We start from the raw sequence: 17,687 nt of genomic DNA on the forward strand, positions 1-17,687 counted from the left end.
GATAGGCCTTTGGGCCGTGCGGAGCAGAACGGCGTACCATCCCCACCCGCCGGCCGAGAGTGCCCTTGCCTCCTGGATAGGGGCAGTCAGACGCAGCAGAGCCACTGGCCCTAGGGCATAAGGAGAGGCCACAATGGGCATGGCACGGGAGATCGTGGAGGGCTTTCGGGAGGTGGTGCGCGACCTCCTGATCCCCGAGTGCAAGGCTCTACAGACTGAGGTGCGTTTCCTCGGCGAGCGCTTGGACACACTGGAGAAGGTCATAGAGGAGCGCTTCGCCCGAGTAGATGAGCGCTTCCTGAAAGTGGAGCAACAGATCGCCGACCTGCGCGCCGATATGGCTACCGTGAACGGCAAACTGGACCTGCTCCTGAGCCACATCGTGGACTTCAAGACCCTCACCCAGGTTACGGTGCGTCTGGAGATGCTGGAGAAGCGGGTGGATGCCCTCGCCCAGCGCCTCGCCGAGCGCCCCTCCTGATGCAGGTACCATGTCCTTGCGCGTCGGCATCATCGGCTACCCTGTGGGCCACTCCCTGTCGCCTCGCATGCATCAGGCGGCCTTTTCTGCCCTGGGCTTGGACATCCGCTACGAGGCGTGGGAGACGCCTCCCCAGGTCTTGCCCCAGCGCATTCAGTCCTTGCGCAACGGGGACATCCTGGGGGCCAATGTAACCATCCCCCACAAGGAGGCGGTGCTCCCCCTGCTGGATACCCTGACCCCTACCGCCCGTGCCATCGGAGCGGTGAACACCATCGTCCACCGCCACGGCACCCTCCTCGGGGAGAACACCGACGCCCCGGGATTTTTGCGGGCGGTGCAGGAGGCGGGCTGTCCCCCCCAAGGGAAGCGTGTCCTCATCTTAGGAGCGGGGGGCTCGGCCCGCGCTGTAGCCTATGCACTCGCTCAGGCGGGGGTGGGATCCCTGACCATTGCGGCGCGGACGCCCGATCGGGCGTATGCCATCGCCCGCCTCCTGACGGTGCCCGTGGTGTGCATCCCCTGGGAGGAGGAGGCCCTGACCCGTGCCGCCGCGGGGGCCGACCTCATCGTCCACTGCACGCCCCTGGGCATGGCCCACACCCCCGCGGCGGGGGATACTCCCCTAAGGGCAGAGCAGATTCCCCCCTCTGTGGTGGTCTACGACCTGGTCTATACGCCCGAGCAGACACCCCTTCTGCGGGAGGCGCAGCGGGCGGGGGCACGGGCGGTGGGAGGGCTAGGGATGCTGGTGCACCAGGGGGCGCTGGCCTTTGAACTGTGGACGGGGCGGCCGGCACCTATAGAAGTTATGTGGCGCGCCGTCCGCTCTGCTGTGCAGGAGGCCCGAGCATGACCCACCTCCGGTGGCTCACGGCGGGCGAGTCCCACGGGCGCGGGCTGGTGGTCATCGTGGAGGGGGTGCCGGCGGGGCTCCCCCTCACCGAAGACGCCATCGCCAAAGACCTGCGCCGCCGTCAGGGGGGCTATGGGCGCGGCGCCCGTCAGCAGATTGAGCAAGACCGCGCCGAAATCCTGTCGGGCGTGCGCCACGGCCTGACCCTGGGCTCCCCCATCGCCCTGCTTATCTGGAACCGCGACTGGCCCAACTGGCAGACCCAGATGAGCATCGCCCCTGTGGCCGAGGCCGTCCCCCCCGTGACCCGTCTCCGCCCCGGCCACGCCGACCTGGCAGGGGCCATGAAATACTACCAGCACGATGTGCGCAACATCTTGGAGCGCGCCTCCGCCCGGGAGACGGCAGCGCGCGTGGCCGCAGGGGCTGTGGCCAGGATGTTCCTGGCCCAGTTCGGCATCACCATCCACTCCCACGTGCTCAACATCGGGGGCGTGTGGGCCAAGCCCACTCCGCCCATAGATTGGGAGCGGGTGGAGGCGTCCCCGGTGCGCTGTGCCGATCCCGAGGCCGAAAAAAGGATGATCGCCGCCATCGACGCCGCCCGTGAGGCGGGGGATACAGTGGGGGGTATTGTGGAGGTGGTGGCCGAGGGGGTGCCCATCGGCCTGGGGAGCCACGTGCAGTGGGACCGACGCATAGACGGGCGCATCGCCCAGGCCCTGATGTCCATCAACGCCGTCAAAGCCGTCTCCATCGGCGACGGGTGGGAATCGGCCAGCCTGCGGGGGAGCCAGGTGCACGATGTCATTGAGCCGGTAACCGACCCCGCCCGCCCCTGGCAACGCAAGACCAACCGCGCCGGGGGCACCGAGGGGGGAATGACCAACGGCATGCCCCTGCTGGCCCGCTTTGCGGTGAAGCCCATCTCCACCCTGGCCAAACCCTTGCCCTCGGTAGATTTGTGGACGGGGGAGACGGTGCAGGCCCACTACGAGCGCTCCGATGTGTGCCAGGTGCCCGCCGCGGGTGTCATCGGCGAGGCGATGGTGGCCCTGGTGCTAGCCGACGCCTTCCTGGAGAAGTTCGGGGGCGACCACCTGGAGGAGGTGCGGCGCAACTACCAGGCTTATCTCCAGACCATCGGCCCTCGGGGACGGCGTGGATAGGCACGCGAATGCCGATGCCCTGGCTCGCCCGCAGGAGGCCTCCCGCGGGAGGACCGCAGACAGACCCTAAACCCCATCGTCGCCATCCTTCCGTCTCTGCCGGAGGGGGAGAGGGTGAGCCTAGGAGGCTCCTACGCCCCTCGGGCGGGCCGACCTGGGCACCGACTTGGACATCGTGGTGATCGTGCGCACCCGCGAAGGGTTCGTGGAGCGGGTGCCACGCCTGTATGGGTTGCTGGCCGTCCCTGTGGATATGGATGTGCTCTGGTACATCCCCAAAGAGTGTGCACCGATGCGGGAGCGCCCCTTTGTGCGTCGCCTCTGACAGGACGAGCGGGTGCTTTAGGTGAGGAGAACCCTGTAAGGCGGGATGGCGCGGGCTGGAGCAGGCCTAGTAGGGGTCACGGACAGTCGCTGTGTGCAGTGCCCCCGTCGGAACACCCCTTCCCGATCTGTTACGATATCTCTGCACGCGTTGCGCCAATTCCCAACGGAGAGACACACAGAAAGAGCGTTCTCCATGAAGCCCCACCTTATCCTTATCGGCTTCTCGGGCACCGGCAAGTCCGCCATAGGACGGGAGGTCGCCCGCCTCCTGGGATGGCCTTTCGTGGATACCGACCAAGAAATAGTGCGACGGGCCGGCAAGCCTATCGCTGCTATCTTCGCCCAAGAGGGGGAAGAGGCCTTCCGCACCCTGGAGACCCAGGTCCTGGCCGACGCCCTCGCCTCCCCCCAGCCCACCGTCATCGCCACCGGCGGGGGGGCAGTGCTCCGCGAGGCCAACCGCCAACACATGGCCCAGGCGGGGGTGGTCATCTGCCTGGAGGCCCGGCCCGACACCATCCTCCAGCGCCTCGTCCAGGCCGAGGACGAGGTGCGCCCTCTGCTGGCGGGCCCCCAACCCCTGGAACGCATCCGCACCCTCAAGGCCCAGCGCCAGCCCCTCTACGCCCTCGCCGACTGGACCGTCCACACCGACCACCTCTCCGTGGACGAGGCAGCCCACGAGGTGGTGCGGGGCTACGACCTGGCCCGCCGGCGCTTCCCCCAGCCCGCCGACGCCGATGCTGACCTGGCTGCCATCGTGCACACCTCCGCCGGCCCCTACGCTATTTACGCCGGATGGAACCTCATCCCCACCCTGGGACAGAGGCTCCAGCGCATCGGCCTCGCCTCCACCGCCTACCTGGTGAGCGACCGGGCGGTCTTTTATACCTGGGGGCGCAAGGTGCAAACCGCCCTGGAGGAGGCCGACATCCCGACCCACATCTTCACCTTTCCGCCGGGCGAGGCGTCCAAGACCCTGGACACCGTGCGCCTGGCGTATGGGTGGCTGGCATCTTTGAAGGCCCAGCGGGGCCACCTCATCGTGGCCGTGGGCGGGGGTGTGGTGGGCGACCTGGCAGGCTTCGTCGCCGCCACCTACAATCGGGGCATGCCCTTCATCCAGGTGCCCACCACCCTCCTGGCAATGGTGGACGCCGCCATCGGTGGCAAGACAGGTGTGGACCTGCCTGAGGGGAAGAATTTGGTGGGGGCCTTTCACCAACCCCGCATGGTGCTGGCCGACGCGGCAACCTTGAGCACCCTTCCCCCCCGCGCCCTGCGAGAGGGATGGGCCGAGACCATCAAGCATGGGCTCATTCTGGATGCCCACCTCTTCCGCACTTGTGAGGAGCAGGCCGAGGCCCTCCTGGGCCTGGACAGGCAGGTAACAGTGCCCGTGCTCCGCAGGTCCATGGCCATCAAGGCCGCGGTGGTCTCCCAGGATGAGAAAGAGACCAAAGGCCTGCGTATCCTCCTCAACTATGGGCACACCGTCGGCCACGCCCTAGAGCAGGCGACGGGCTACACGGATTACCTGCACGGGGAGGCAGTGGCCATCGGCATGATGGCCGAGGGACGCATCAGCCAGCGGATGGGCCTTCTGTCCGCCGAGGGGTTGGAGCGCCAGCGGCGCGTGCTGGAGCGCTTCGGCCTCCCGACGGCCTGCCCGGGGGTAGACCCCCAGGCCCTCAAGGCCGCCATGGCTGTGGACAAGAAGCGGGCGGGAAAGGGCCTGCGGTGGGTGCTCCTGGCCGACATCGGACGGGCGGTGGTGCGGGCCGACGTGCCCGACGCCCTGGTGGACGAGGCTTTGCGGGAGATTACAGGGCGCTAGGAGCGGCTGGCCGTCAACTGGCGCACCGTCTCGGCTAGAGTGCTCACCTGCTTCTCCAGGTTCTCCACCCGCACCGTCAGGCGCGCCACATCCGTAAGGGTGGCCATCTGACGCATGAGGATATCCATCTTCCCATCAATGGCCGAGACCGCCTTGGCCAAGTCCAGAATTTCCTTGTGCATAGCGTCAAAGCGGGCGTCCACCCGGGCGAAGCGTTCGTTCATCTCCCGCGTCAGGGCCTCAAAGCGGGCGTCCACCTGGGCGAAGCGCTGGTCCACCTGGGCGAACCGCTGCTCTATCTGAACGAAGCGCTGGTCTAACTGGCCAAAGCGTTGCTCCATCTGGCCGAACCGCTGCTCCACCTGGGCGAAGCGCTCCTCCAAGACCTTCTCCAGGCGGTCCAGGCGCTCGCCCAACAGGCGCACCTCGGCCTGCAGGGCCTTGAACTCGGGGATTAGCAGGTCGCGCACGACCTGCCGAAAGCCCTCCACGATGTCCCGTGCCGTGCTCATCGCCTTTCCCAGTATACTACGGGTTCAGGCCCCCGTGCCCTGCGCCGCCGCCCAGACACGGGCCACATCCCCCTCCGACACCCCTCGGCGGCGCAGTTCCGCCAGCAGATCCTCCACATAGGGCAGAATAACCGTATCCCCCACCACATTCTCGGAGCACGGCTCCACCCGGTCGGGACGGCACTCGTGGGAGATCACCCACCCCCACAGGGACGACTCCACACACAGGAAAACGGGACGCTCCACATGCATGTGCACCCGCATGCTGCCCCCTCCAGGGTATTATCCCACTCCGCAGAGGCAGACGGCCAGCCGTGTGGAAGCCCATCCCACAAAAAAGAGGTTCGTGGGGTGTTGCCCCCCGCCCTTTACAGCACTGCAACGAGCCCCTATCATGAGGGTAGCCACCCCCCGGAAAGGACAGGGCAGCCGTGAGCGCGCCAGGCCAGGGCACTCCCACTCCCCCTACCCCTCCCAGTATGTCTGACTGGCTCAGCCACACGGAGGGGTGGCGCACTCTGCGTCGGGGTGAAATCGTAGAGGGTCTGGTGATGCGGGTGGACTCCGACGGCCTGCTGGTCAGCGTGGGGGGGAAATCGGAGGGGTTTGTCCCCCTGCGGGAGATGCGCACCCTGGCCGACAAGAGCGTGAAAGTGGGTGATACCATCCTCGCCACCGTGCTCCGCCCCGAGGACGCGGAGGGCCCCGCTCTCCTTTCCGTAGACCGCGCCCACGGCGAAAAGGGGTGGCGTCTGTTGGAAGCGGCCCTGGCCGAAGGCAAAAGGATCACAGCACGCTGCACGGGCTATAATAAAGGTGGGCTTGTGGTGGAGGTGGAGGGCGTTCAGGGCTTTGTCCCCCTCTCCCAGGTGGCCCCCAACCCCAAACCTCCCCAAGGGGAGAGCGATCTGGCCCAACGGGTGGGCAAAACCCTCCACCTCAAAGTGCTGGAGGTGGAGCGCAAACGGGGACGGGCCATCCTCTCCGAGCGGGCCGTCTGGCAGGAGGAGCGGGAGGCCCAAAAGGCACGCCTGCTCCAGGAGCTGCAGGAGGGCCAAGTGCGCAAAGGGCGTGTGTCCAGCCTGTCCCCCTTTGGGGCCTTCGTGGATTTGGGGGGGGCCGATGGCCTTATCCACCTCTCCGAACTCTCCTGGACGCGGGTGACCCGCCCCGAGGAGGTGCTGCAGGTGGGGCAGGAGGTAGAGGTGTATGTGCTGAAGGTGGACCGGGAGAACCGGCGCATCAGCCTCTCCTTGCGCCGTCTGCTCCCCCAGCCCTGGGAGACCGTCGCCGCCCGTTATCAGGTGGGCCAACTGGTGCCCGCCACCATCACCCGCCTCACCGAGTTTGGTGCCTTCGCCCGTCTCGAGGATGGCATAGAGGGGTTGATTCACATCTCCGAACTGTCCGACCGCCCCCTCACCGACCCCCGCCAGGCCGTGCGCGAGGGGGACAGTGTCACGGTCAAAGTCCTCCGCATTGAACCGGAGCGGAAGCGCATCGCCCTAAGCCTGCGCCAGGCCCAGGCGGAACTGGCCTTGTAACCCAGAGCCTCGGCAAGGACGGTGAGCCATGACGAGCAGATTTGAAAAGTTCTCAGAAAGAGCCCGCAGGGTCTTATCCCTGGCCCAAGAGGAGGCCGTCCGCTTCAACCATAACTACATCGGCACCGAGCACCTCCTCCTGGGCCTGGTACGAGAGACGGAAGGGGTTGCAGCACGCGTCCTGGCCAACCTGGGTGTAGACCTCAACAAGGTCCGTTCCGCCGTCGAGTTCATCATCGGGCGGGGCGAGCGCCCCGTCTCCCAGGAGAGCATCGGCCTGACCCCTCGTGCCAAAAAGGTGATTGAGCTGGCCGTGGACGAGGCCCGTCGCCTGGGCCACCACTACATCGGCACCGAGCACCTCCTCATCGGCCTTTTGCGGGAGGGGGAGGGCGTGGCCGCCGGGGTGCTGGAAAGCCTGGGGGTGAGCCTGGACCGGGTGCGGGCCGAAACCCAGCGCATCCTCTCCCAGACCACCGGCCAGGCCCGGGAGGGGCGCGCCACCGCCCGCACCCCCACCCTGGACCAACTGGGGGTGGACCTCACCGCTCTGGCACGCCAGGGTAAACTGGACCCCGTCTGGGGACGCCATCGGGAAATCCAGCGGGTCATCCAAATCCTCTCCCGCCGCACCAAGAACAACCCCGTCCTCATCGGCGAGCCCGGCGTGGGCAAAACGGCCATCGTGGAGGCCCTGGCCCAGCGCATCGTGGCCGGCGAGGTGCCCGAAACCCTGCAGGGCAAACGCCTGGTTACCCTGGATATGGGAGCCCTGGTGGCCGGCACCAAATACCGGGGCGAGTTTGAGGAGCGCCTCAAGAAAGTCATTGAGGAAATCCGCACCGCCGGCAACATCATCCTGTTCATCGACGAGATGCACACCCTGGTAGGGGCGGGCGCCGCCGAAGGGGCTGTGGACGCCGCCAACATCCTCAAACCCTCCCTCTCCCGGGGGGAGTTGCAAGTGGTGGGTGCCACCACCCTGGATGACTACCGCAAATACGTGGAGCGGGACCCGGCTTTGGAACGGCGCTTCCAGCCCGTTTTGGTGGAGGAGCCGACCGTGGAGGACACGGTGGAAATCCTCCGCTACATCAAGGGGCGCTACGAGGAGCACCACCGCCTCACCATCTCCGACGAGGCGTTGGTCGCCGCCGCGCGCCTGGCCGCCCGCTTCATCCCCGACCGCTTCCTCCCCGATAAGGCCATTGACCTGGTGGACGAGGCCGCCTCCCGCGTGCGCATCCAGCGGGCCACCACCCCCCTCTCAGTCAAAGAGGTGCAGAAACTCCTGGAGAATGTGCGCCGGGAGAAAGAGGAGGCCATCGCCAACCAACAGTATGAATACGCCGCCGAACTGCGCCAACGGGAACTCAACCTCATGCGCAAGGTGGAGGAGGCGGAGCGCCAGTGGCAGACCGAGCAGGAGAAGGAGAAGCCCGTCGTTACCGCCGACGACATCGCCGAGGTGGTCTCCATGTGGACGGGCATCCCCCTCTCCCGCCTCAAGCAGGAAGAGACAGAGCGCCTCCTGAAGATGGAGGAGCACCTCCACAAACGCATCATCGGGCAAGACGAGGCCATCACCGTGGTCTCCAAGGCCGTCCGCCGCGCCCGCGCCGGCCTGAAGGACCCCCGTCGCCCCGTGGGTGTCTTCATCTTCCTGGGGCCCACCGGCGTGGGCAAGACCGAACTGGCCCGCGCCCTGGCCGAGTTCATGTTCGGCTCCGACGACGCTATGGTGCGCCTGGATATGTCCGAGTTTATGGAGCGCCACACCGTCGCCCGCCTAGTGGGCGCACCCCCGGGCTATGTGGGCTACGAGGAGGGGGGCCAACTCACCGAGACCATCCGCCGTAAGCCCCACTCGGTCATCCTGCTGGACGAGATAGAAAAGGCCCACCCCGATGTGTTCAACATCCTCCTGCAAATCTTCGACGACGGCCACCTCACCGACGCCAAAGGACGTAAGGTGGACTTCCGCAACACCATCATCATCATGACCAGCAACCTGGGCTCCGACCTGATTCGCAGGGAGTCGGCCCTGGGTTTCCAGGTGAAAAAGGAGGAGGCCCGCACCTTCCAGGAAGCCTACGAGCGGATGAAGGAAAAGGTTACCACCGAGGTGAAACGCTTCTTCCGCCCCGAGTTCCTCAACCGCATTGATGCCATCGTGGTGTTCCACGCCCTCACTCGGGAGCACATCCTGCAGATCGTGGACCTTATGCTCTCCCAAGTGCACAAGCAACTGGCCGAGAAGGACATCAAACTGGAGATTACCCCTGCGGCGCGGGAGTGGCTGGGCCAGAAGGGCTACGACCCCAACTTCGGCGCACGCCCCCTGCGTCGGGTCATCCAAACCCATGTGGAAGACCGCCTCTCCGAGGAACTCCTGGCCGGCAAGTTCAAGCCCGGCGACACCGTCATCATAGACGTGGAGAACGACCAGATCGTTACCCGCTGTCGGGAGACCGCCTCCGCCCGCAGCTAGTGGCCCCTCGGCCCCCTCCCCAGACATCATGAGTGGGATGGGGCCTCCCTTTGGGCGCCTCCCCTGGGGGGCTGGAGCATTTCCCCCACCCTCCCATAGACACTCCGGCGCGACCCTGCGCGCGTGGCAACCCCGTGCAGGGGTGGGGCTACTCTGCCTTTTCTATTGCCTGCGTGCTGCGTGGCCACATCCCAAACCATGCCCCCCCGGACAACAGCGGCGGGGCGGACACACCGCCCCCCTACTCCCACCCCCTGCTATACTAGGTGTGCCACTACACGCGCGAGGGGTGCACCGTGCGCTTCGGCGTCAGCCTCTTGGCCGTAGCCCAACAACCCAAAGGCACCGACCCCTCCCGCCAGGTGGAGGAGGTCCTCACCTGGGCGCGGGCCGCCCGGGACCTGGGCTTTGACTACCTGACGATGGGCCAACACTACCTCACCAGCCCCTACCAGATGTTCCAGCCCATCCCCCTGCTGGCCCGCCTTATCCCCGAAACGGGGCAGATGCGCCTGGTAACTACCCTGATTATCCCCCTCCACAACCCCGTGGACTTGGCCGAGAGCTTGGCCACGCTGGATGTGCTCTCCGGGGGGCGCATCGGCATCAGTTGCGCCCTGGGCTACCGGGACGAGGAATACCGCGCCTTCGGCGTGGACCCCAAGCGCCGTGTCTCCCGCATGACCGAGTGTGTGCAGTGCTTGGTGCGCCTGTGGACGGAGGAGGAGGTTACCTTTCACGGACAGCACTTCACCCTGGAGCGGGCCACGGTGGTGCTCCGCCCCCTCCAGAAGCCCCACCCGCCCCTGTGGATTGCTGCGAACAGCGACAGCGCCATCATCCGCGCGGCGCGAATGGGCCTCCCCTGGAACATCAACCCCCACGCCACCTTGGCCACCATTCAACGCCAGGTCGCCCTCTATCGTCAGGCTGCCCAAGAGGCGGGGAAAGACCCCACCATCCCTCTCCCGATGGGGCGGGAGCTCTACTGCGCCCCCACCGCCCAACAGGCCTGGGAGGAGGTGGGGCCCTACATTTACGGCAAATACCAGGCCTACGCCCAGTGGGGACAGGACAAGGCCCTTCCCGGCCAGGAGACCTTCCGCACGCGCCTGGACGCCCTGGCCCAGGACCGCTTCATAATCGGCTCCCCCGACGACTGCTCCCGTGTCCTGGAGCGCTATGCGGAACTGGGCATCGGCTCCGCCCATTTCCGCATGCACTGGCCGGGGATGCCCTTGTCCCAAGCCCTGCGGGGGATGGAGTTGTTCGCCCGGCGGGTGATGCCCCGCTTCCGCTAGGGTGTCGCGCCCCTTGGGGCGCACCCTGTGCGCGCAGGTGCGAACACACGGGGCGCAGGCTGGGCACCATCCTCAGCCACCTTCTCGCTCTGGGGGGTCCCCCCCTGCCCCTTGACGATGCCCTGCCACAACCCTATAGTGCAATTGCACATCGTTGCACGAGGCGGAGATGGGTGGACACAGCGCGGCCCTGGAGACCCTCAAGGGGACAGGACGCCGCCTCACCCCCCAACGCCTAATGGTGCTGGAGGCTATCGCCGAGGCGGGGGGGCATGTGGGTGCGGAGGAGGTGCTGTCCCGGGTGCAGAAGGTTTACCCCTATATCGACATCGCCACCATCTACCGCACACTCAACCTCCTGAAGGGTTTGGGGCTGGTGATGGAGATCGCCACTCCCCAGGGAACACGCTACGAACTGGTGCGGGAGGGCCAACGCCACCACCATATGGTCTGCCGCGCCTGCGGGAGCACATGGGATATGTCTACCCGTTTCCTGGCTGCCCTTCAGGAAGAGGTTCGGAGGGAATACGGCTTCCAGGCCGATATGGCCCACTTTACCCTGCAGGGCCTCTGCCAAGAATGCCTGGCTCATAGCGCCTCCCCCGCCTCCCCAAGGAGAGCCGATGCCTGAACAGAGCCTGCTTCTACTGGCCCTGGGGACGCTCCTTTTGGGCCTGCGCCACGGCGTCGACTGGGACCACATCGCTGCCATCGCCGACCTCACGGGTGCCCAGCCTACGCGCCTGCGGGGTTTTATCATCGGGACGCTGTATGCGTTGGGGCATGCCTTTGTGGTGGTGGTACTGGGCCTGTTGGCCTTGTGGTTCGGCACCCTTCTCCCGGAGTGGGTGGACGCCTACCTGGAGCGGGTGGTGGGGGCGACCCTGGTGGTGTTGGGGGCGTGGATCTTCTGGACGCTCTGGCAAAGCCCCCAAGAGTTTCGCCTGCGCAGTCGGTGGATGCTCCTTTTGGCGGGGGCACGGGCGCTCTACCGGCGCCTCACAACCCTCCTGCGGCGTCAACCTGCCGTTGTCCCCGTGGGCGGGGGCCAGCCCATAGATACCCCCGGCCCCCTGATGGCCTGGAACATCGGCATGATTCACGGTATCGGGGCCGAAACAGGGAGCCAGGCCCTTCTGCTGGCCTCGGTGGCCGGGGTCAGCGCCGCTGGAGCCGGCAGTGTGCTCCTGTTCACCTTCACCCTGGGACTAGTGATCTCCAACTCTCTCATTACCCTGGCGACCACGATGGGCTTCCTGGGTGCCCAGGGACGGCGCTGGCTCTACATCGCCCTGGGGGTGGTGGCGGGGGTGTTCAGCCTGGTGCTGGGCATCCTCTTCCTGGCTGGGTGGGGCACCCTGCTCCCGGCTCTGCTCGGGTAGCGGGTGAAAGCCCGCAGTATCCTTCGGGCGCGGGGTTATCCCCTGGGCTTCAGGCGGTCGGCGCTGTCTATCAGGATGCTGACGGGGCCGTCGTTGTGCACCTCCACCAGCATCCGCTCCTGAAAGCGCCCTGTGGCCACCGCAAGCCCGCTCTGGCGGAACAAGGCCACCGCCTGCTCGTAGAGGGGTTGCGCCTCGGCGGGGGGCGCTGCCTGGGTGAAACTAGGGCGTCGCCCCTTGCGGGTGTCGGCATAAAGGGTGAACTGGCTGATGACCAAGATGCCGCCCCCCACCTCCTGCACCGAGTGGTGGAAACGCCCCTCGGCATCCGGGAACACCCGCAGGGTAAGCACCTTGTCCACCAGGTAGCGGGCGTCCTCCAAAGTGTCGCCCTGGCCAATCCCCAGGAACACCACCAGGCCCGGCCCAATGGCCCCCACCGTCTCCCCGCCGACGGAGACGCAGGCGCGCTGGACGCGTTGGACAAGGGCACGCACAGGCAGTTAGGTTTTGGCGGCGGAGGGGGCCGTGTCGGCCTTGCTGGCCTCGGCCGTGCCCGAGGCCCCGTTGCTCGGTTTGGACGACTCTTCCGACGAAGAGAGAGTGGGGTTCTTCCGGGCGTAGTCGGTTACATACCACCCACTGCCCCGGAAGATGATGGGTACGGGGCTGATGCGCCGCCGGGCACGGCCATTGCAGACAGGGCAGGTGGCTATAGGCTCGGCGTCAAAACTCTGGCGCAGCTCAAAGTGATGGGAACAGGCGCGGCTCTCGCAGACATACTCGTAGATCGGCACCGTTCCCCTCCCTCCCGAAGCAGGTGGTTTTCGTAACACCACATAGAAATTCTAGCAATCGCTTGGGGCGAGTGTCAACGGCTTGGGGAGGGGGCGACAGGACGCCCGAAGGCTACCCTGCTAGGGCATCGTTGTGCGCCGCTCTCGGAATAGGCGCACTGTCGCCTCGGTGGGGGGGTAGTATGTGCCTGGGGGCACATTCTCCTTCTGAATCAGCCCCTTGATCCACTCCTCCACCTGCTTGTGCTCCTCGCACCAGGCCACCACCTCTTCGGCTAGGTGGGCCGGGCAGACCACCACCCCGTCGTCGTCGGCCACGATTACATCCCCTGGGCGCACCAGCACCCCCCCGCATTGGATATCCACCCCCGCCTGGTAGGGGTCGCCATAGGGGAGGCCGATGCCGGGCGTCCGCCGGCGGGCGAAGATGCCGAAGCCATAGGCCCCCACCCCCTCCAGGTCGCGGATGGCCCCGTCGGTTACCAGGCCCTCGGCCCGGCGCATCTTTAGGTAGAGGAACTTCACATCGCCCCCCACGGCGCAATAGGGCATGCCCATTGCGTCAATCACCAACACATCCCCCGGCCCGCAGGCCTGCATGGCCTGATATTCGGGGGAGTCCGGGCCGCGCCGCACCTCCTGCGCAAGGTCAGGACGCCACGGCAAGAAGCGCAGAGTGCGGGCACGCCCCACCATTCGCCGGCCCGGCGTCAGGGAGTAGACCTCCTCCATGAGCACCCGCTGGTAGCCCCGCTCCCAAAGGGCGGTGAACACCGTCGCAGTGCTGACCTTGCGGAAGCGCTCCAGGATACTCTCGGGCACCTCTCGCTGCGCCATCCCTCGGCTCCTTTCCACAGGGCAAGCTCGGGGCTGCCCCGTGCCCGCTTTAGTCCTGGATACGGATGACTGACAGGGGCTCCTGGCCGTTGAGCATGCGCCGCAGGTTCTGGGTGAGGAAGGCCAGGGTGCGCTCCCACACCTCAACGCTGGGGCCGGCCCGATGGGGGGTAATGACCACATTGTCCAGGTCCAGCAGGGGGTTATCGGGCGGGGTAGGCTCCTGAGCCAGCACATCCAAACCCGCCCCCGCTATGCGCCGTTGACGCAACGCCTGCAGGAGGGCGTGCTCGTCGGCCACCTCCCCGCGGCTGGTATTGATCAGGATGGCGGTGGGCTTCATCAGGGAGAGGAAGGAAGCGTTGATCATCCCCCGGGTGCGCCGGTTCAGGGGCACATGGACGGTCACAATGTCCGACTGGCGCAGGAGGTCCTCCAGAGGCACCCGCCGCACCCGCAGGTCCCGCTCCACCTCGGGCGGGGCGGGAACGATGTCGTGGTACAGCACGGTTACATCCCACCCCCGCAGGCGGCGGGCCACCTCCCGCCCGATGGCCCCAAACCCCACGATGCCGATGGTCTTCCCTGTCAGTTCCCGGTTGTCCAGGCCTTGCAGTTCCTGCGCCCACCGGCGGTGCTGGACGCTCTTCCAGGAGGGGATGAGGTGGCGCAGGCACGCCAGCATGAGCATGATGGTGTGGTCGGCCACCGACGGGGCGATGGACGCCGAGTTGTTGCAGATGCGGATACCCATCTCGGAGATGGTGTGCACATCCATGCGGTCAAACCCTGCCGAGAGGAGTTGGATGTACTTGAGGCGGGGCAAACGGCGCACGAAGTCTGGGGAAATCTCCGACACCCCCAGCACCAGCACCTCGGCGTCTTTGCAGAGGGCCGCCTTTTGGTCGTCGGGAAGGGTCATATCTACAATCTGCACGCCCAGGTCGGCGGGCAGGCGTTTGGCCCGCTCTGCCCAGGGATGCCCCGGGGGGACAAGGAAAACGGCTCGGCTTCCCATAGCGCATCTCCTCCTGAGGGTGTGTGCACCCCACCATTCTAGCGGAGGCGGGGGCAAGAGGAGAGGGGCCTAGCCCTCCACCTCCACGATGGCCTCAATCTCCACGGGGATGTTGAAGGGGAGGCTCCCCATGCCCACAGCGGATCGGGCGTGGCGCCCCTTGTCGCCGAACACGGCCACGAACAGGTCGGAGCACCCGTTGATGACCCGGGGGTGCTCGGTGAAGGAGGGGTCAGCGTTGACCATCCCCAACACTTTCACCACCCGCTTCACCTTGCCCAGGTCGCCGATGGCAGCCTTCAGGCTGGCCAGCAGGTTGAGGCCCACTTGGCGGGCAGCCTCGTAGGCCTGCTCCACCGTCATCTCGCGCCCCACCTTGCCCGTGATGTAGGTGCCATCGGGGCGGCGGGGGCCATGCCCAGCCAGGAACACCAGGTTCCCCGTGCGCACGGCGGTTACATAGTTGGCGGCAGGCGTGGGGGGTGGGGGCAAGGTCAGGCCCATCTCGCGCAGCTTCTGCTCGGGATGCACACGCACCTCCTTCCTGTGTGGACTGGTGTTATGATAGCAGGGGAGACGCTTCCCCACCAGGGCGAGCGCCCAGGAGGCAGGCATGGACTTCCGCTTCACCCCCGAACAGGAGGCCTTCCGCCAAGAGGTGCGCCAGTTCTTTCGCCAGGTCTTGCCGCCCGATTGGCGGGGGATAGACCCCGACTCCTACTTTGTGGAAGAGAACTGGCGTTTCATTCGCCAGCTGACGGCCAAGATGGCCCAACGGGGATGGCTGACCCTCCACTGGCCTAAGGAATACGGGGGCCAGGGGCGCTCCGTGATGGAGCAGGTCATCTACCAGGAGGAGACGGCCTATTGGCGGGTGCCCACCCGGGATGTGAGCACGGGCACTCACATCGTGGGGCCGACCCTGATGATCTACGGCACCGAGGAGCAGAAGCGGGAGTTCCTGCCGGGCATCAGCCGCGGGGAAATCCTGTTCTGCCAGGGGTTCAGCGAACCGGGAGCCGGCTCCGACCTGGCCTCGTTGCAGATGCGGGCGGTGGAGGACGGGGATGACTTTATCCTCCATGGCTCCAAGATATGGACCTCCGGGGCTCATCGCTCCACCCACTGCTACCTGCTGGCCCGCACCGACCCCTCGGCCGAAAAGCATCGGGGCATCAGCGCCTTCATTGTGGACATGAACGCCCCGGGCATTACGGTGCGCCCCATCCTGAACATGTTCGGGGTGCACTACTTCAACCAGGTGTTCTTTGACGGGGTGCGGGTGAACAAGCGCTACCTGGTGGGAGAAAAGAACCGGGGATGGTATGTGGCGGCCACAACCTTGGACTTTGAACGGTCGGGCGTGGGGCGCCACGCCTCCAACCGACGGGCGGTGGATGAACTGGCCGAACTGGCGCGGGAGGCACACTTCGGGGGAAAGCCCTTGAGTGCTAATCCCTTGGTGCGCAACCGCTTGGCGGATCTGGCCATCAGCGTGCGGGTGGGCACCCTGGTGGCCTATGAGGTGGCGTGGCTCCAGTCCCAGGGGAAGGTGCCCAACAAAGAGGCGTCCCTCTCCAAACTGATGGGGAGCGAGACGGCCCAGCAGATTTACGCCTTTGGGGTGCAGATGGTGGGGCTGTATGGGATTCTGGACAAAGGCTCCAAGTGGGCCTTCTGGGACGGACGCCTGGCACTGGAATGGGCCGATTCCTTCTCCCACACCATTCGGGCAGGCACCAGCGAGGTGCAGAGGAACATCATCGCCATGCGGGGTCTGGGCCTGCCTCGGGGTTAGGCCGTGCAGGGGCAGAAGCCTTCTACCCAGGAGCGGTGGTCGTCCCGCCTGGGCTTCATTTTGGCCACCATCGGCTCCGCCATCGGGGTGGGGAACCTGTGGCGTTTCCCCTACCTGGTGGGGATGAACGGGGGCGGGGCCTTCCTGGTGCCCTACTTCCTGGCTATCGCCTTGTGTGGATTGCCCATCCTGATGCTGGAACTGGCGGGGGGCAGGCGCTTTCGGCAGGGAGTGGTGGGCACCTTCCGGGCGGTGCGCCCCGTCGCAGGGCTGGTGGGGGCCTTTATCGCCTTCTCGTCTTTCCTGCTTCTCAGTTACTATCTGGTGGTGGTGGGCTGGGCGTGGGGCTACCTGGTGCACAGCCTGGGTGGCTCCTTCCCCGCCTTCGGTGCGTATACCTCCGGCTACAACTCGGTGCTGTTCTTCCTGGTGCTGTGCGGGGTTACGGTGGGCATTGTGGGGCTGGGGGTGCGCCGGGGCATTGAACTGGCCAGCCGTATCCTGATGCCCACTTTGTTCCTGCTGGTGCTGGGCCTGGCCGTGTTCTGCACCACCCTACCAGGCTGGAGGGAGGGCATCGTCTTTTACCTGTACCCGAAGCCCTCGGCGTTGGCCGATCCTTTGGTCTGGGCCGCCGCCTTCGGACAGGTCTTCTTCTCGGTGGGTGTGGGGATGGGGGTGATGATTACCTACGGATCCTACGCCCAGGAGAAGGAGCCTATCGCCTCCTCGTCGTTGTGGATCGTGCTGGCCGATGCGTCGGCGGCCCTGCTGGCGGGGTTTGTGGTGTTCCCCATTGTGTTCTCCTACGGCGGGGAGCCGGCGGCCGGCCCCGGCCTGGCCTTTGATACTCTGCCCCACCTGTTCCGCCAGTTTTCGGGGGCCACGGGGCAGGTGGTGGCGGGGCTGTTCTACCTGCTGTTGGGCATTGCGGGGATTGGCCCTTCGGTCTCCCTGTTGCAGACGGCGCTGGTGGGCCTAGAGGAGGGGATAGGGGTACCCCGGCGGCGCGCATTGCCCCTGGTGGCGGTGGCCCTGGTGCTTCTGGGCCTGCCCAGCGCCCTCAGTTACAGTGGTGGCGGCCTGCGCCTGGCGGGTGCCCCAGTGCTGGACATCCTGGACAACCTGACGGGGCTGGTGCTCCTGCCCTTGGGGGTGTTGGCAACGGCGGTGGTGCTGGGGTGGCTCGCCCCCACGCGCCTGATGGTAACCGATGTGCAGAGGGGCTTTGTGGGGTGGTCGGGCACCTGGCTGGTGCGCTTTGCGGTGCCCCTCTCCATCCTGGGGGTGCTGGGGGCTACGGTGTTCCAACGCCTGGTGCGCTAGAACGTCCGCCC

19 protein-coding genes are annotated in these 17,687 nt (G+C 66.4%); 12 read left to right on the top strand and 7 right to left on the bottom strand.

Annotated elements, in window-relative coordinates:
* Positions 1-133: 133 nt before the first annotated feature.
* From NZ951_06070 to aroB, 5 genes are all read left to right on the top strand, one after another.
* Entirely contained in the window at positions 134-481 is a 348-nt protein-coding gene (locus NZ951_06070; protein MCS7207482.1) for a hypothetical protein, read from the top strand.
* Positions 482-491: 10 nt separating this feature from the next.
* Positions 492-1,337, top strand: coding sequence for a shikimate dehydrogenase (locus NZ951_06075; protein ID MCS7207483.1), 846 nt, complete (start codon positions 492-494; stop codon positions 1,335-1,337).
* Positions 1,334-2,506, top strand: a complete 1,173-nt coding sequence (gene aroC / locus NZ951_06080) for a chorismate synthase (protein ID MCS7207484.1) — start codon at positions 1,334-1,336, stop codon at positions 2,504-2,506. Before NZ951_06075 ends, aroC begins: the two co-directional genes overlap by 4 nt.
* 166 nt (positions 2,507-2,672) lie before the next feature.
* On the top strand, positions 2,673-2,831 hold the full coding sequence (locus NZ951_06085) for a hypothetical protein (protein MCS7207485.1): 159 nt from the start codon (positions 2,673-2,675) through the stop codon (positions 2,829-2,831).
* Between the two features lie 195 nt (positions 2,832-3,026).
* Positions 3,027-4,670 (top strand): 3-dehydroquinate synthase, encoded by a 1,644-nt coding sequence (gene aroB / locus NZ951_06090; GenBank protein ID MCS7207486.1) that lies wholly within the window; start codon positions 3,027-3,029, stop codon positions 4,668-4,670.
* Here the strand turns inward: aroB and NZ951_06095 are convergent.
* Positions 4,667-5,182: a hypothetical protein gene (locus NZ951_06095; protein ID MCS7207487.1), complete on the bottom strand. Its 516-nt coding sequence runs from the start codon at positions 5,180-5,182 to the stop codon at positions 4,667-4,669. The genes aroB and NZ951_06095 overlap by 4 nt on opposite strands.
* A gap of 24 nt (positions 5,183-5,206) precedes the next feature.
* Entirely contained in the window at positions 5,207-5,446 is a 240-nt protein-coding gene (locus NZ951_06100; GenBank protein ID MCS7207488.1) for a hypothetical protein, read from the bottom strand.
* 167 nt (positions 5,447-5,613) lie between these two features.
* On the opposite strand from NZ951_06100, the gene NZ951_06105 reads away from it, so the two are divergent.
* From NZ951_06105 to NZ951_06125, 5 genes are all read left to right on the top strand, one after another.
* Positions 5,614-6,726: a S1 RNA-binding domain-containing protein gene (locus tag NZ951_06105; protein MCS7207489.1), complete on the top strand. Its 1,113-nt coding sequence runs from the start codon at positions 5,614-5,616 to the stop codon at positions 6,724-6,726.
* A gap of 28 nt (positions 6,727-6,754) precedes the next feature.
* Positions 6,755-9,217 carry an ATP-dependent Clp protease ATP-binding subunit gene (locus tag NZ951_06110; GenBank protein MCS7207490.1) on the top strand — a complete coding sequence of 821 codons (2,463 nt, stop codon included), beginning with the start codon at positions 6,755-6,757 and terminating at the stop codon, positions 9,215-9,217.
* Between the two features lie 296 nt (positions 9,218-9,513).
* Positions 9,514-10,518: an LLM class flavin-dependent oxidoreductase gene (locus NZ951_06115; GenBank protein ID MCS7207491.1), complete on the top strand. Its 1,005-nt coding sequence runs from the start codon at positions 9,514-9,516 to the stop codon at positions 10,516-10,518.
* Positions 10,519-10,687: 169 nt separating this feature from the next.
* Positions 10,688-11,149: a transcriptional repressor gene (locus NZ951_06120; GenBank protein MCS7207492.1), complete on the top strand. Its 462-nt coding sequence runs from the start codon at positions 10,688-10,690 to the stop codon at positions 11,147-11,149.
* Positions 11,142-11,900: a hypothetical protein gene (locus tag NZ951_06125; GenBank protein MCS7207493.1), complete on the top strand. Its 759-nt coding sequence runs from the start codon at positions 11,142-11,144 to the stop codon at positions 11,898-11,900. The genes NZ951_06120 and NZ951_06125 overlap by 8 nt, the downstream gene beginning before the upstream one ends.
* A 35-nt stretch (positions 11,901-11,935) precedes the next feature.
* Here NZ951_06125 and dtd read toward each other — a convergent pair whose 3' ends face one another.
* From dtd to NZ951_06150, 5 genes are all read right to left on the bottom strand, one after another.
* Positions 11,936-12,397: a D-aminoacyl-tRNA deacylase gene (dtd, locus tag NZ951_06130; protein MCS7207494.1), complete on the bottom strand. Its 462-nt coding sequence runs from the start codon at positions 12,395-12,397 to the stop codon at positions 11,936-11,938.
* Between the two features lie 6 nt (positions 12,398-12,403).
* A complete protein-coding gene (locus NZ951_06135) occupies positions 12,404-12,697 on the bottom strand; it encodes a hypothetical protein (GenBank protein MCS7207495.1) in 294 nt (97 codons plus the stop codon).
* A gap of 120 nt (positions 12,698-12,817) precedes the next feature.
* Positions 12,818-13,534 carry a ribonuclease activity regulator RraA gene (locus tag NZ951_06140; GenBank protein ID MCS7207496.1) on the bottom strand — a complete coding sequence of 239 codons (717 nt, stop codon included), beginning with the start codon at positions 13,532-13,534 and terminating at the stop codon, positions 12,818-12,820.
* A gap of 49 nt (positions 13,535-13,583) precedes the next feature.
* A complete protein-coding gene (locus tag NZ951_06145) occupies positions 13,584-14,552 on the bottom strand; it encodes a 2-hydroxyacid dehydrogenase (GenBank protein MCS7207497.1) in 969 nt (322 codons plus the stop codon).
* Positions 14,553-14,621: 69 nt separating this feature from the next.
* Positions 14,622-15,083, bottom strand: coding sequence for a RidA family protein (locus NZ951_06150; GenBank protein ID MCS7207498.1), 462 nt, complete (start codon positions 15,081-15,083; stop codon positions 14,622-14,624).
* A gap of 82 nt (positions 15,084-15,165) precedes the next feature.
* On the opposite strand from NZ951_06150, the gene NZ951_06155 reads away from it, so the two are divergent.
* Together NZ951_06155 and NZ951_06160 are read left to right on the top strand one after the other, a co-directional pair.
* Positions 15,166-16,350 (top strand): acyl-CoA dehydrogenase family protein, encoded by a 1,185-nt coding sequence (locus tag NZ951_06155; protein MCS7207499.1) that lies wholly within the window; start codon positions 15,166-15,168, stop codon positions 16,348-16,350.
* A 3-nt stretch (positions 16,351-16,353) separates the two neighbouring features.
* Entirely contained in the window at positions 16,354-17,676 is a 1,323-nt protein-coding gene (locus NZ951_06160) for a sodium-dependent transporter (GenBank protein MCS7207500.1), read from the top strand.
* Positions 17,677-17,687: the final 11 nt, after the last annotated feature.

This window comes from Dehalococcoidia bacterium (assembly GCA_025060295.1).
GTDB lineage: Bacteria > Chloroflexota > Dehalococcoidia > Lucifugimonadales > HRBIN23 > HRBIN23.

What these genes read in the sequence shown, in the direction of transcription:
- NZ951_06155 (MCS7207499.1), top strand. Translation starts at nt 15,166, where the DNA reads ATGGACTTCCGCTTCACCCCCGAACAGGAGGCCTTCCGCCAAGAGGTG.
- NZ951_06070 (MCS7207482.1), top strand. Translation starts at nt 134, where the DNA reads ATGGGCATGGCACGGGAGATCGTGGAGGGCTTTCGGGAGGTGGTGCGC.
- NZ951_06095 (MCS7207487.1), bottom strand. Translation starts at nt 5,182, where the DNA reads ATGAGCACGGCACGGGACATCGTGGAGGGCTTTCGGCAGGTCGTGCGC.
- NZ951_06120 (MCS7207492.1), top strand. Translation starts at nt 10,688, where the DNA reads ATGGGTGGACACAGCGCGGCCCTGGAGACCCTCAAGGGGACAGGACGC.
- NZ951_06125 (MCS7207493.1), top strand. Translation starts at nt 11,142, where the DNA reads ATGCCTGAACAGAGCCTGCTTCTACTGGCCCTGGGGACGCTCCTTTTG.
- aroC (MCS7207484.1), top strand. Translation starts at nt 1,334, where the DNA reads ATGACCCACCTCCGGTGGCTCACGGCGGGCGAGTCCCACGGGCGCGGG.
- NZ951_06110 (MCS7207490.1), top strand. Translation starts at nt 6,755, where the DNA reads ATGACGAGCAGATTTGAAAAGTTCTCAGAAAGAGCCCGCAGGGTCTTA.
- NZ951_06100 (MCS7207488.1), bottom strand. Translation starts at nt 5,446, where the DNA reads ATGCGGGTGCACATGCATGTGGAGCGTCCCGTTTTCCTGTGTGTGGAG.
- aroB (MCS7207486.1), top strand. Translation starts at nt 3,027, where the DNA reads ATGAAGCCCCACCTTATCCTTATCGGCTTCTCGGGCACCGGCAAGTCC.
- NZ951_06145 (MCS7207497.1), bottom strand. Translation starts at nt 14,552, where the DNA reads ATGGGAAGCCGAGCCGTTTTCCTTGTCCCCCCGGGGCATCCCTGGGCA.
- NZ951_06140 (MCS7207496.1), bottom strand. Translation starts at nt 13,534, where the DNA reads ATGGCGCAGCGAGAGGTGCCCGAGAGTATCCTGGAGCGCTTCCGCAAG.
- NZ951_06075 (MCS7207483.1), top strand. Translation starts at nt 492, where the DNA reads ATGTCCTTGCGCGTCGGCATCATCGGCTACCCTGTGGGCCACTCCCTG.